Origin of the sequence: Candidatus Poriferisodalis sp. (genome assembly GCF_965214215.1) — a bacterium.
GTDB lineage: Bacteria > Actinomycetota > Acidimicrobiia > Acidimicrobiales > Poriferisodalaceae > Poriferisodalis.
In genome coordinates this window covers 2,838,476-2,851,388 of sequence record NZ_CBDCBD010000003.1, presented here as the reverse complement: position 1 = coordinate 2,851,388, position 12,913 = coordinate 2,838,476, and the positions used below count along the sequence as shown (strand labels likewise).

Annotated in this window: 12 protein-coding genes; 9 read left to right on the top strand and 3 right to left on the bottom strand. The window is 66.6% G+C overall.

What is annotated here, in order from left to right; translation table 11 throughout:
- Window positions 1-67: 67 nt before the first annotated feature.
- From ACOOF5_RS15085 to ACOOF5_RS15050, 8 genes are all read left to right on the top strand, one after another.
- Window positions 68-1,003, top strand: a complete 936-nt coding sequence (locus tag ACOOF5_RS15085; protein ID WP_420440579.1) for an LLM class flavin-dependent oxidoreductase — start codon at window positions 68-70, stop codon at window positions 1,001-1,003.
- A 133-nt stretch (window positions 1,004-1,136) separates the two neighbouring features.
- Entirely contained in the window at window positions 1,137-2,186 is a 1,050-nt protein-coding gene (locus ACOOF5_RS15080; protein ID WP_420440576.1) for an amidohydrolase family protein, read from the top strand.
- A gap of 24 nt (window positions 2,187-2,210) precedes the next feature.
- Window positions 2,211-3,377: a diaminopropionate ammonia-lyase gene (locus ACOOF5_RS15075; protein WP_420440574.1), complete on the top strand. Its 1,167-nt coding sequence runs from the start codon at window positions 2,211-2,213 to the stop codon at window positions 3,375-3,377.
- A 73-nt stretch (window positions 3,378-3,450) separates the two neighbouring features.
- Window positions 3,451-4,227, top strand: coding sequence for an enoyl-CoA hydratase/isomerase family protein (locus ACOOF5_RS15070; RefSeq protein WP_420440572.1), 777 nt, complete (start codon window positions 3,451-3,453; stop codon window positions 4,225-4,227).
- Window positions 4,228-4,257: 30 nt separating this feature from the next.
- Window positions 4,258-5,418 carry an ABC transporter permease gene (locus tag ACOOF5_RS15065; RefSeq protein ID WP_420440570.1) on the top strand — a complete coding sequence of 387 codons (1,161 nt, stop codon included), beginning with the start codon at window positions 4,258-4,260 and terminating at the stop codon, window positions 5,416-5,418.
- The gene (locus ACOOF5_RS15060; RefSeq protein ID WP_420440568.1) at window positions 5,415-6,347 is read left to right on the top strand and encodes an ABC transporter permease; all 933 of its coding nucleotides are present in this window, start codon (window positions 5,415-5,417) and stop codon (window positions 6,345-6,347) included. Before ACOOF5_RS15065 ends, ACOOF5_RS15060 begins: the two co-directional genes overlap by 4 nt.
- A gap of 231 nt (window positions 6,348-6,578) precedes the next feature.
- The gene (locus ACOOF5_RS15055) at window positions 6,579-7,577 is read left to right on the top strand and encodes a BMP family protein (protein ID WP_420440566.1); all 999 of its coding nucleotides are present in this window, start codon (window positions 6,579-6,581) and stop codon (window positions 7,575-7,577) included.
- A gap of 82 nt (window positions 7,578-7,659) precedes the next feature.
- Window positions 7,660-9,240, top strand: coding sequence for an ABC transporter ATP-binding protein (locus ACOOF5_RS15050; RefSeq protein ID WP_420440564.1), 1,581 nt, complete (start codon window positions 7,660-7,662; stop codon window positions 9,238-9,240).
- Between the two features lie 111 nt (window positions 9,241-9,351).
- Here the strand turns inward: ACOOF5_RS15050 and ACOOF5_RS15045 are convergent, their stop codons facing one another.
- Together ACOOF5_RS15045 and ACOOF5_RS15040 are read right to left on the bottom strand one after the other, a co-directional pair.
- Window positions 9,352-9,846, bottom strand: coding sequence for an aromatic-ring-hydroxylating dioxygenase subunit beta (locus ACOOF5_RS15045; protein WP_420440562.1), 495 nt, complete (start codon window positions 9,844-9,846; stop codon window positions 9,352-9,354).
- Window positions 9,847-9,855: 9 nt separating this feature from the next.
- Entirely contained in the window at window positions 9,856-11,163 is a 1,308-nt protein-coding gene (locus tag ACOOF5_RS15040; RefSeq protein ID WP_420440560.1) for an aromatic ring-hydroxylating oxygenase subunit alpha, read from the bottom strand.
- 191 nt (window positions 11,164-11,354) lie between these two features.
- Between ACOOF5_RS15040 and ACOOF5_RS15035 the strand changes: the two genes are divergently transcribed.
- Window positions 11,355-11,579, top strand: coding sequence for a hypothetical protein (locus ACOOF5_RS15035; protein WP_420440558.1), 225 nt, complete (start codon window positions 11,355-11,357; stop codon window positions 11,577-11,579).
- A gap of 64 nt (window positions 11,580-11,643) precedes the next feature.
- Here the strand turns inward: ACOOF5_RS15035 and ACOOF5_RS15030 are convergent, their stop codons facing one another.
- Window positions 11,644-12,882 (bottom strand): acyl-CoA dehydrogenase family protein, encoded by a 1,239-nt coding sequence (locus ACOOF5_RS15030; RefSeq protein ID WP_420440556.1) that lies wholly within the window; start codon window positions 12,880-12,882, stop codon window positions 11,644-11,646.
- Window positions 12,883-12,913: the final 31 nt, after the last annotated feature.

Genomic DNA, 12,913 nt, shown 5'->3' with positions numbered 1-12,913 from the left:
GCTCGACACAAGCAGGGCTGAGCCGGTCGTCACGCTCGGTGGCGGCGGGGGTGGCAGAGTGCGGACCATGACATCACCTGGTTCAGTCACGTTCGGCTTGCTGTTGCCGTCCCGGGAGCTTGCGATGTACGCCCCCCATGACGGTGACCCCCGCCGGCTTGTCGACTTGGCGGTGCAGGCCGAGGAACTCGGCTTCGCTGCTGCATGGATCGGCGACTCGCTGCTGGCCAAGCCGCGGGCCGAACCGCTCTCGGTGCTCGCTGCTGTCGCAGCCGCAACTGAACGCATCGACATCGGCACTGCGGTACTGCTCGCATCGATGCGCAATGCGACCCAGCTCGCCCAGCAGGCCGCCACCGTCGATGCGCTGTCTGGGGGGCGGCTCATCCTGGGTGTCGGCGCAGGCCCGCCCGCACCCGATGTCAACGCCGACTTCGACCTCGTCGGCGGCGACTTCGATCGGCGGGGCACTCAGCTCATGCAGATCGTGCACGATGCCCGCGAACTCTGGCAGGCCGATGGCACGCCAACGGCGCAGCGGCTCCAGCCAGTGTGCGCGACTGAGGGCGGTCCCCGCCTGTGGCTGGGCGGCTCGGGGCCTCGTGGGCTCGAACGGGCCGGCCGGCACTTCGACGGCTGGTTCCCGACCGCTCCCTCAGTGGATGCGTTCGCCGAACAGCTCGTGACGATGCGTGCTCACGCAGCCGACGCAGGACGAGACCCGGCCTCGATCACCGCGGCGGCTTATCTGACGGTCAACATGGGCGATCCCGACACTGCCGCTGCTGAAGTCGACGAGCATTCGAAGCTCTACTACGGCGCCCCAGCAGAGGTGGTGCGCCGGCTCTTGGGGACCTATTCGGGCACCCAGACGCAGGTGGCAGCCTGGCTGCAGGGATACATCGACGCCGGCTGCGAACACCTCAGCATCCGGCTGGCGTCACTCGACGTCGACACCCAGCTCGACCGCCTCGTCGAGTTGCTCCCCGATCTGCGCACCTGACGGCGGCGCGGGTACGCCTAGGCGACCCAGAAGGCTGAAGTGCCCCGATTACGCTCGCAGCCGTGAACGAGGGGGTGCGTCGACGCCTGGCTTGGCGCCCACGACCGGCACGTGTAAGCGGCGAGGTATTCCTGTGAGCGAGGGCGGTGCGACGACGCCGGGCCTGGTGTGTTCGCACCACCACCTGTACTCGGCGTTGGCGAGAGGCATGCCCCCGCCGCCCCGCACCCCAGACGGGTTCGCCGAGATCCTCGAACTCGTGTGGTGGCGCCTAGACCGGGCGCTTGACCTGGAGATGCTGGAGTGGTCGGCGAAACTCGGCGCGCTCGAAGCGCTGGAGTCCGGCTGCACTGCGATCGTTGACCACCACGAATCGCCCAGTGCCATCGAAGGCTCGCTCGATGTCATCGCAGCGGCCTGCGCCGAGGTCGGAGTGCGCATCAGCTGCTGCTACGGCGTCACCGACCGTCACGGCGTCGATGGGGCGCGGCGCGGCCTCGCGGAGAACGATCGCTTCCTCACCGCTGGGGGTCGGGGATACGTCGGCGTACACGCGTCGTTCACCTGCACCAACGACACCTTGGCTGCTGCGGCGGACCTCGCCCGCCGCCATGGCGTCGGCGTCCACATCCACGTTGCCGAAGGCCCGCCAGACGCCGACGCTGCTCAACGGCTGGCCGGACTCAGCGACGAGCGTTGGCTGCTCATCCATGGTGTCCACCTACCGACCGTGCACGGTCTTGAGGGCACGATCGTGCACAACCCTCGGTCCAACATGAATAACGCAGTCGGCTATGCCAACCCCGTCAGGTTCGCCGACGTGAACCCCATCGCCTTAGGCACGGACGGGATCGGTGCCGACATGCTCGACGAGTTCCGTGTCGCGTACGCACGCTTGCGCGAGCACGACGTAACGGCGGGTCCGGATGCGCCGTGGGAGTGGCTCGCGCACGGGTGGGCGCTCATGCCAGAGGCCCGTAACGACACCGTGCGCTGGTCCTACCCGAGCGACGACCCTTGGCATCTCGCCTACACACCCGGCGTCCACGCGCTTGACGTCACGATTGACGGCGATCAGGTGCTGGCAAACGGCGTCGCTACACGTATCGATCCTGTCGAAGTGCGGGCCAAGGCCTCAGAGCAAGCCCAACGGCTCTTCGCTGCGCTCGACGAACTTGACTGAGACTTTGGACTAGGGAGATCGACGATGGCTGCACCGGTGACTCGCAACCCGCTGTACGACGGGCGTGACTGGCCCGGCGCCCCGCCTGAGGTGCGGGCATTTCATCGCCGGCTGCCCGCGTACGCGCCCACGCTGGTCATCGACGCACCCCGGCTCGCGGACAGCCTCGGCGTCGGGCGAGTCCTCGTGAAGGCCGAGACCCAGCGCATGGGTCTGCCTTCGTTCAAGATCCTCGGTGCGTCATGGGCCTCGTATCGCGCTATCTGCGAGCACCTCGGCGGCGAGCCGCCGCCGTGGGCGAACATCAACGCCCTGGCAGCCAGCCTGGCCCACCTGCGGCCGATGACCTTGGCGGCCGCGACCGACGGGAATCACGGCCGCGCCGTCGCCTTCATGGCTCGGCTCCTGGGTTTCGATGCCCACATCCTCGTGCCCGACGGCACCTCGCAGGCTCGTATCGCCGCCATCGAGGGGGAAAGTGCCACGGTGACCGTGGTGGACGGCACCTACGACGACGCCATCGAGCAGAGCGCCGAAATGGCCGGTGACCGCTGCTTGGTGGTGTCGGACACCTCATGGCCCGGCTACGAGACCATCCCCGCCAACGTCGCTGAGGGCTACACCACGATCTTCGCCGAGGTAGACGATGCGCTCGCCGCGAACGGCATCGGCCAGCCAGATCTCGTGGCGGTCCCCGTCGGCGTCGGCGCCTTCATGGCAGCAGCGGTCACCCACTACCGCAGCGGCGAGCACCGACCGGTGCTGGTCTCGGTCGAGCCCGACGACGCCAACTGCGTGCAAGCGTCGGTGATGGCCGGGGAGATCACCGAGACACCGGGGCCGCACCGCTCGATCATGGTGGGGCTGAACTGCGGGGTGCCCTCGCCGCTGGCCTGGCCGATGATGGCCAGCGGCGTCGACTGGTGCGTCTCGGTCGACAGCGACGCCGCCGGCCGGGCCATGGCCGATCTCGCCGATTCGCAAGTGGTAGCCGGCGAAACGGGCAGCGCATCGCTGGCGGGTCTGCGGGCGCTGCTGGCAGACGAGCAGGGCCGCGACGCGCTCGACGACCCGACGAATGCCACCGTGCTCGTGATGGTTACCGAGGGCGCCACTGACCCGGCCAACTACGAACGAATCGTCGGCCGGCCCCACACCACGGTAGGCCGGATGCTGACCGCTGTGCGGTGAGCACGATCAGACACGGTCTCGCCGCAGTACGTTGAGCGACGGCTAGGGACTCACAAACAGGGGGAAGCACGCCATGCCGTTGGACCAAGACAACTACCAGGCCATGCTGATCGACAAACGCGACAACGGCGTCGCCGTCGTCACGCTGAACCGTCCCGAGCGGCTCAATGCTGTCAACGGGCAGATGCACCACGAGATGTCCACGTTCACCCGCGACGCGCAGACCGACGACGACGTCAAGGTCGTGGTGCTCGCCGGCGCGGGCCGTGCCTTTTGCGCTGGCGGCGACTTCAGCGACACCGGCGGACCGGCGGTCAGCTTCGAAGAGGGACGCCAGATCATCGATCATCTCCTCGAGCTGCGCAAGCCGATCATCGCTGCAGTGCAGGGTTATGCCATGGGCCTCGGTGCCAACATCGCGCTGCTGTGCGATGTCGTCGTGGCGGGGCACAGCTCGGTGTTCGCAGACACGCACGTCAACATGGGCATCGGCGCCGGCGACGGGGGCCAAGTCATCTGGCCGCTGCTCATGGGCGTGAACCGGGCGAAATGGCACCTGATGACCGGCGAACGGGTGACCGGTCAGATGCTCTATGACATGGGGCTCGTCAACTTCCTGGTCGACGACGATGCCATTCTCGATACTGCGCTCGAGAAGGCAGAGCAGCTCGCCGCAGGACCGCAGAAGGCCATCAGCGCCTCCAAGGTGCCGATCAACAACTGGATCCGGCAGATGTCGGCGCAGATCCTGCCGCTGTCGCTCAGCCTCGAAGGCGAGACGTTCCACAGCAGCGACGCCCGCGAAGCGCAAAGGGCATTCGTGGAAAAGCGCGCCCCGAAGTTCGACTGATCACTGACAGGAACGAGACGGCGAGGGGGCATGGCGGTCACATCTGTCGCCGACGATGACGAGAGCACCGGTGCGGACCCCGACCGTGGCGGGGCCTCGAACCGCGTCGCTCGGCTGCTGCGTCCGTTCGTCGGCATAGCGGTACCTGCGATCGCGACGGTCGCCGCGCTCGTCGTGGGCGCAGTCATGCTGATCTCCTTCGGCGCCAACCCGCTCGTGGCCTACGGCGAGCTCGTCACGGGCGCATTCGGCAGCGCCGACAACCTGGCAGACACTGCGGTGCGGGCGATGCCGCTGGCACTGGTGGGCGTCGGTATCTGCATCGCCTTCCGCACCGACGTCATCAACATCGGCGGCGAAGGACAGATCATCCTGGGCGCCATCACGGCCACCGTGACCTCGATGGCATTCGACGACGTGCCGCGTGTGCTGCTGGTGCCGCTGGTGATCATCGCCGGCGCAGTCGGCGGCGGGTTTTGGGGCGCGATCCCCGGTGCGCTCAAGGCCTATGCAGGCGTCAACGAGATTCTCTCGACGATCATGATGAACATCGTGGCGGCACACTTGCTGAGTTTCTTGCTACAGGACCTGCTCATCGAACCCGGCGCCATCAAGATCCAGCAGACCCGCCGTCTCAGCGAGAACGCCGACCTGCCGCTGCTGCCTGGCGGAACCCGACTGCACATCGGCGTGCTGATCGCCATTTTGGTGGCGGTGCTGGGCTACCTGCTGCTGTTCCGCAGCGCACTCGGCATGCGGCTGCGATCGGTGGGCCACAATCCCGATGCGTCTCAATATGCAGGGATGGCTGTCAAGAAGAGCGTCACCCAAGCACTCGCATTCAGCGGGGCCTGCTGCGGCATCGCCGGCGCGGTGCTGGTGTTCGGCAGCGAGTCCCATCGCCTGATCGGCGAGGGCGGCGCAGCAGCCTTCACCCAGAACGCCGGCTTCAACGGCATTGTGGCGGCGTTGTTCGGCGCGCTGCATCCGATCTTCACCGTGCCCGCCTCGTTCCTGTTCGGCGGGATGCTCACCGGCGGCAGCGATATGCAGCGAGCAACGCAGGTTCCCGCGGCACTGGTGGTGGCGCTCAACGGCGTCGTGGTGGTGTTCGTCGTCGGCAGCCTGCGGCTGCGTGACCGGCTGCGCACCTGGGCAGGCGGGATCGCGAGCTACGGGGGCCGGGCGTGAGCGATTTCTTCACCGTCAGCGTGCTGGTCGCCACCTTGGCCTCAGGCATCCGGCTGGCGACGCCGTTCTTGCTGTCGGCGCTCGGCGAGACGATCGGCCAGCGTTCCGGCGTGCTGAACCTAGGCGTCGAAGGCGTGATGCTCATCGGAGCGTACGCGGCCTACATCACTGCGTTGCGCACCGGGAGTGTGGCGGCAGGCGTCTTGGCCGCCATGGCCGCGGGTGCGGCGATGGGGGTGGTCTACGCGTTCATCACGGTGGTGATGCACGCCACCCAGGGAATCAGCGGCATCGGCATCTTCCTGTTCGGGCTGGGCTTCACCGACTTGCTGTTCCGCCAGCAGGTGGGCACTCCGATACCCATCGACGGGCTGCGAGGCGTCGATCTCGGCTGGGTCTCGGAACTGCCGGTGGTCGGCGAGTTGCTGTTCAGTCACAGCGTGCTCACCTATGCGGCGTTCGGGCTAGTTCCCGTGGTCTGGTTCGCGATGAACCGGACGACGTTCGGGCTCAACGTCCGAGCCGTCGGCGAGACGCCCGAGGCGGCCGACACGCTCGGCGTACGTGTCAACGTCGTGCGCACCCAGGCGATCATCATCGGCAACGTGATGGCCGGCCTGGCCGGCGGCACGCTGGCCCTTGACGTCGGCATCTTCCAGCAGAACCTGACCTCAGGGCAAGGCTTCATCGCCGTGGCGCTGGTGTACTTCGGGGCATGGCGCTCCAGCGGCGTGATGGCGGGAGCGCTGCTGTTCGGCGTCGTGTCCTCCACCGTGCTGCAGCTCAAGACGCTCGGCATCATCGTGGGTGCCTCCTCGACGATCGCCGCGATGGCGCCGGCAATCCTGACCATCGTGGTGCTGGTGCTCGTCAGCCGCCGCATCGGCGCTCCATCGGCGCTCACCGTGCCCTTCGAGCGTGACAACTAGGTATTTCTTGGGAAGTGCGCGTCTGGCGCGCGCGGTGGTGCGCCCCTCGAGCGCAGTGTCGGCCTCGAAACGCGTCCGACATACGGCCGGAATCCGATGTTGACTGCGCAAGGCACCGGCGGTCTCAGAGTTGACCTAGCATCACCGGGAGGCCGGAGGCCCCAAGCGGCGCGCACATGGTGGCGCATCGCTCAGCGGAAGCCGTCGGTCGCCCAAACCGGGAGGGTCCACATGTACAAACACACCAAGCGCAGGTCGACCGCGGCGAAGCTCGTCGCGGTCGCAGCGGCCGTGCTGCTGATTGCGGCGGGCTGCTCTGGCGACGACGAAGACGACGCGGGGCCGATCCGCATCGCGATCGTCGCTCCGAGCGCCGAGAATGATCTGGCGTTCACTCAGAGCATGGTGGACGCAGTCGCTGCGGTGGGCGAGGGCCGCGAGATCGAGGTCGCGGTGACCGATGGGACGTTCATCGTGGAGGAGGCTGCGGCGGCGATCCGTGGCTATGCCGAGGACGGTTACGACTTGGTGATCGCTCACGGCAGCCAGTACGGCGGGCCGCTCGAGGAGATCGCTCAGGACTTCGAGGACACCTCGTTCGCCTGGGGTACCGCGGTCGACTTCATGGGCCTCGACAACGTCTTCGCATACACGGTGCGATCCGATGAGGGCGGCTATGTGGCCGGAACGGTGGCAGCGCAGATCAGCCAGACCGGGGTGATCGGCGTGATCGGCCCGGTTCCGGTGGGAGACGCGAAGCTCTATGTGGACGGTTTCGCCGCCGGGGTGGCCGCGACCGACCCGTCGGTGACGACCAACATCGTGTACACCGACTCGTTCAGCGACGTGGCGCTGGCGGCTGAGGCCGCCGAGGCGCACATCTCCAACGATGCCGACGTGTTGACCGGATCGGCGCAGATGGTTGTGGGAGCGACCGGTGTCGCCAAGGAGAACGGGGTGGCGTGGTTCGGCACTCAGGCCAACCAGACAGCCCTCGGTGAGGACATCGTGGTGGCGTCGCAGGTGTACCACTGGGAAGTGCTGCTCGATTCCATGATCGACAAGATCGAGGCAGGCATTCTCGGCGGCGAGGTGATGACCGCCACGCTCGCCAACGGCGGCATCGAGATCGAGTTCAACGACGGCTACGGCCTCGACGCCGCGATCCAAGAGGCTGCGGAGGCAACCATCGACGGCATCGTTGACGGCTCGATCTCGACCGGCCAATAGCAGGCAGCATCCACTTGAACCATCGGTACCGACAAGCCGAATCAGCCCAGCGGATTCCGCCCGGCTGATCGGCACGTAGCAGATGGTCGAACCGACACACATCACCGCAGCCGGGGCCTCGCCGACCGACGAGGCCCCGGCTGTGCCGTTGCTGGAGATGCGCGGCATCACCAAGCGATTCCCGGGCGTCGTCGCCAACGAGGACGTCGACCTGGTGCTTCAGCCGGGCCACGTGCACACGCTGCTGGGCGAGAACGGCGCCGGCAAGAGCACGCTGGTCAAGATCCTGTACGGGCTGTACGGACAGGACGAGGGAACGGTCGCCGTCGGGGGCGAGCAGGTCGAGGTGGCTTCGCCCGCTGATGCGATCGCTCACGGCATCGGCATGATCCACCAGCACTTCATGTTGGTGCCCACTCTGACCGTGGCAGAGAACGTCGCGCTGGGCTTGCACGGGCGACGCGGTCTCGCCGACATGGGTCCGGTACGCCGTCGACTCATGGAGGTGTCCTCCCAGCACGGCCTCGAGATCGATCCCGATGCGTACATCTGGCAGCTCGCGGTTGGCGAGCGTCAGCGGGCCGAGATTCTCAAGGCGCTGTACCGCGAGGCCCGGATCCTGGTGCTCGACGAGCCCACAGCGGTGCTCACACCACCCGAGGTCGTGGACTTGTTCGCCACGCTGCGGTCGTTGACCGATGAGGGGCGCGGCCTCATCTTCATCTCGCACAAGCTGGCAGAGGTGATGGAGATCTCCGACGAGATAACCGTGCTACGTGACGGTCGGGTCGTCGGCCGCACCACGCCTGCTGAGACGACCCGCGAGGGCTTGGCCTCGATGATGGTTGGCCGGGAGGTCCGGCTTGGCCGCGATGTGCCGCCGCAGCCGGCCGGCGATGACCTGCTTGTCGTCGACCGTCTGCATGTGCAGGGCGATCGGGGAAACGCAGCGCTTGAAGATTTCTCGGTGCGAGTCTCCAGCGGCGAGATCGTGGGCATCGCCGGCGTCTCGGGCAATGGGCAGCGCGAACTGGCCGAGGCGATCTTCGGTCTGCGGCCGATGCAGTCCGGCACGCTGGAAGTGCGCGGGAATCCCATCGCGGCGCCGGCGCCCAAGCAGGTGCGCCGACGCGGCGTCGCGTACGTGCCCGAAGAACGCATGCGCCACGGCGCGGTGGGCGAAATGTCAGTGTCGGAAAACCTGATGCTCGTCGAGTACGAGCATCGTCCCTATGTGCGGGGCGGCCTGCTGCAGTTCCGGGCGATTGCGGAGCGATGCCTGGATTTGGTGCGCCGGTATGCCGTCAAGACGCCGTCGATCTCGACGCAAACGTCGCACCTGTCGGGCGGCAACATCCAAAAGGTCGTCATTGCCCGGGAGTTCAGCGCCGACGCCGACGTGCTGATCGTGGCCCAGCCCACTCGCGGCATCGACATCGGCGCTGCCGAGTACGTGCACGAGCGGCTGCTCTCCAAGCGGGCCGCCGGTGCGGCGATCCTGCTCATCACCGAAGACCTCGACGAGGCTTTGCAGCTCTCGGACCGAGTGGTCGTGCTGTATGAAGGACGGGCCATGTGCGACCTGCCTCGCGCTGAAGCCACCACCGACCGTGTCGGCCTGCTCATGACCGGTGTCAGCCCCGACGAAGCCGCAGCAGTCTGAGTTCGGCTTCAGCGCGAGGCGATGCGATAACTGCCGTCGTCGCGCACGATGACCCGTACCGGCAGGCCGAGCTGCAGATCCGCGGGGTCGATCCCGTCCGCCATGGCTCGTTCAGATGATGAACGACATGTTCGGCAGCGCGGAGGTGGAGTTCACCAGCTCCACTTTCTTGGCAGCCATGCGCAGGCCGTCGGGCGTGCGCCGAAGCCGGAGTGTCGCCCGTCCTGCCCACAGGCGCAGGTGCCCGGTGGCCTGCACGGCGTGCTCGTAGAGCACGAAGTTGCTGCCCACGTCGTACTCGTCGCCGTCGGCGCACAGGATCTCGATGTTCGACACGACCCGGCGCATGGACGACGGAGGGTCCTGTGCGTGATGGACGCCGGTTGCAAGCTGGCGGATGCGGGTGCCCAGGCGGGCCCGGTTGTCGTTGATGTAGCTGACCCGGGTGCCGGGTTCGTAGTCGCCCGGACCGAAGGGCACCCAGTAGTGCATGTCGTCGGTGACCAGCGCTTCCCACTCGTCATAGCGGGACTCGTCCGCAAGCCGGGCTTCGAGGTACACGAACGCCTCGATCTCGCGGCGCGCCGACTCGTCAATGGTTGCCACGGCGACTGCTCAGGCTCCGTTGTGCCAGCCGCCCGCCGTCCTGGCCATGACATTGCGGTAGTGATGCCAGAACCCGCGGTTGGTGGTCTCGTCGGTGATGTCGCTCCAGCGCTGGCCGTCTTCGACGTGCTCGCGCTCGAGGCCCCGGCTGAGGTCTACCCATCCGTCGTCACCGACGGCGGCGCCTTCGAAGGCCCGGTGCATGCGCTCGGCGATGACCGCGTCGTCAGTCAAGAAGAACGATGCAGGGCCCATCGCCGCCTCAGACTGCAGCACGAGTCGCCGGTTGACGCTCTCATCGGTGCCCTCGACCAGCAGGGGAGTGTGGTGGTGCACAGTGACGCCGGGCGCGACCGGCTCGATCCGGGCGATGTTCATCTCCGCCAGGAACAGGTTCGGGAACACCAGTGCGTGCGGCGGCCCGTCCCACATGATCGTCTTGGCCTTCTCGAGTCCGTAGGACCGCTCGAGAGCCTCGCAGTAGTCGGCCACCTTCTCGCGGGTGGTGCCGAGCCAAGCCAGCTCGGAGGTGTAGCTGCGGCGGAAGTCGAGCTCGAGATGGCCCCCGTCGTAGGCGCGCGTGGCGGACTCCGAGGCTCCTTCGCCGGTCATGACGATCTCGTCGTAGTAGGTGTCGGGTACAGCCCGGGCCATCGAGGCGTGGGTGAAGTTGAGGTGGTAGCCGTCGTGGTCGCTCTCGGGCCACATCTTCCAATTTGAGTCAATCCGCTGACCGATCCAGCCGGCCTGCAGGCGGACGCGGCCCGTGGGAGACATGTTTGACGTGCGGTCGATGAGGTCGGTGCCGCCCGCACCGAGATGGTCGCTGAGCGGACCTGCGGTGCCGCTGCGATTGGCGAACACGAAGCCTCGGTAGTCGTCGACTTGGCCGGGGCGGTCGAGCCCCAGATCGGCAGTGTCTTTGTGAAAGCCCTTCGGTCCGGGAACACCGAGCAGCGTGCCGTCTAGGTCGTAGGTCCACCCGTGATACGAGCAGCGGAAGTTGCGGTTGTTGCCATCGTTCTGCGGGCACAGGGTGGTGCCGCGGTGCGCACAGCGATTCGCCACAACGCTGATTGCGCCGTCTCGGTTGCGCACCATCAGCACGGGCTCGTTGCCGAGCCGCCGGGCGACCCAGTCGCCAATGTCGGGAACCTCAGACTCGTGGCCGACGAATACCCAGCCGTCGGTGAAGATCCGCTCCATTTCGTCCGCGAACACACCCGGATCGGTGTAGAGGCTGCCGTGGACGCGATCGTCCTGCACAAGGTGCCGGTAGTCGTTCGTTGCCGGCGAACTCAGCACGGTAAGAGCCATCGATGTCCCCCCTCGATGTCATCGAACGCTAGGCGCTCAGTCCTTCTGGAGCACACCGGCAGTCCCCGAACACCATGCGGCTACCCCCGTAGCCAGAGTCGCCAACTGCCTTCAGCGCAGCATCAATGGACTGGAGTGAGATGCCTGCGAACGATGTCTCGCTGAGCAAGCCGAGCAGAGCTTTTCGATTTGTGCTGGTCACCGAGGGGGCTGACCTTCTCGACTGGGACACGCTCGATGCCCTGCACGAGGCTGGCTGCGGTGACGCGACTATCGGTAGCGACACGTTGGAATTTGCACGCTCAGCGCGCACGCGAGACGAGGCGCTGTGCTCGGCCATGCGAGACGCGGAGTCAGTGCCGGGAGTCTCGGTCCTGCGCGTCGAATTCGGAGACAGCGCTTCCGGACGTAACTGAAGCAACCGGGGCAGCACACTCCGGGTGGGCTAGCTCATCCTCAGTGTCTGATCTTCCGGATGTCTTAGGACATCCGGAAGTCGGGATCGTGGCGGCGGAGTTCGCGGCGGGCGATGGTCATCTTGTGGACCTCGTCGGGGCCGTCCGCAATTCGCAACGTGCGCATGTGTGCGTACATCTCGGCCAGCGGGAAGAACTGGGTCACGCCGCCGGCACCGTGTACCTGGATCGCCCGGTCGATCACCTTGAGCGCCATGTTCGGAATGGCCACTTTGATGCCGGAGATCTCCTGGGCTGCGGACTTGTTGCCGATCGTGTCCATGAGGTGCGCCACGTGCAGCACGTATTCGCGGGCCTGGTCGATCTCGATGCGGGCCTCGGCGATCCAGTCCTGGATCAGGCCCTGCTGGGCGACCGGCTTGCCGAACGTCTCGCGTTCGAGTGCCCGGCGGCACATGAACTCCAGTGCCCGCTCGGCGACGCCGATCGAGCGCATGCAGTGGTGGATGCGGCCCGGGCCGAGGCGTGCCTGGCTGATGGCGAAGCCCTCGCCCTCGCCGCCCAGGATGTGATCCTCGGGCACCCGGACGTTCTCATAGACGAGCTCGGGGTGACCGCCCCGGTCGTGGTAGCCGAAGACCAGCGGATCACGATCGACGCTGACGCCTTCAGCGTCGCGGGGCACGACGATCATCGACTGCTGGCGATGGCGTGGACCGTCAGGGTCGTTCTTGCCCATGACGATCAGCACCTTGCACTCGGGCCGCAAGGCATTCGAGGAGAACCACTTGCGCCCGTTCAGCACGTAGTCGTCACCGTCGCGGTCGATCCGCAGTCGGATATTGGACGCGTCGGAGCTGGCGACCTCGGGCTCGGTCATCGAGAACGTGGAGCGGATCTCGCCTTCGAGCAGCGGCGCGAGGTACTGCTGCTTGACCCGTTCGGAGCCGTAGAGGTTCAGGATCTCCATGTTGCCGGTGTCTGGAGCGGCGCAGTTCAGCGCCTCGGAGCTGAACGTGACTTTGCCGAGCTGCTCGGAGATCGGTGAGTAGTCCAGGTTGGAGAGCTTGGTGCCGGGCGCCTGGGGGTCGAGGTGAGGGATGAACAGGTTCCACAGACCCCGTTCACGGGCAGCCGCCTTGAGCTTCTCCATGATCGCCGGAGTGGCGTGCACATCCCCAGCAGCGGCGAGCTCGGCGTACTGCTCGTGGTACTCCTGCTCGTTGGGGTAGATGTGGTCGTCCATGAACGACTGCACGGCCTCCTGCATCTCAAGGCCCTTGTCGGTATAAGCGTGCGCCATGTCGGTGCTCCCTATTGGTCTGTACTCGTTG

Coding starts and splice junctions, on each gene's coding strand:
- ACOOF5_RS15085 (WP_420440579.1), top strand. CDS start 68: ATGACATCACCTGGTTCAGTCACGTTCGGCTTGCTGTTGCCGTCCCGG.
- ACOOF5_RS15075 (WP_420440574.1), top strand. CDS start 2,211: ATGGCTGCACCGGTGACTCGCAACCCGCTGTACGACGGGCGTGACTGG.
- ACOOF5_RS15070 (WP_420440572.1), top strand. CDS start 3,451: ATGCCGTTGGACCAAGACAACTACCAGGCCATGCTGATCGACAAACGC.
- ACOOF5_RS15065 (WP_420440570.1), top strand. CDS start 4,258: ATGGCGGTCACATCTGTCGCCGACGATGACGAGAGCACCGGTGCGGAC.
- ACOOF5_RS15055 (WP_420440566.1), top strand. CDS start 6,579: ATGTACAAACACACCAAGCGCAGGTCGACCGCGGCGAAGCTCGTCGCG.
- ACOOF5_RS15050 (WP_420440564.1), top strand. CDS start 7,660: ATGGTCGAACCGACACACATCACCGCAGCCGGGGCCTCGCCGACCGAC.
- ACOOF5_RS15040 (WP_420440560.1), bottom strand. CDS start 11,163: ATGGCTCTTACCGTGCTGAGTTCGCCGGCAACGAACGACTACCGGCAC.
- ACOOF5_RS15030 (WP_420440556.1), bottom strand. CDS start 12,882: ATGGCGCACGCTTATACCGACAAGGGCCTTGAGATGCAGGAGGCCGTG.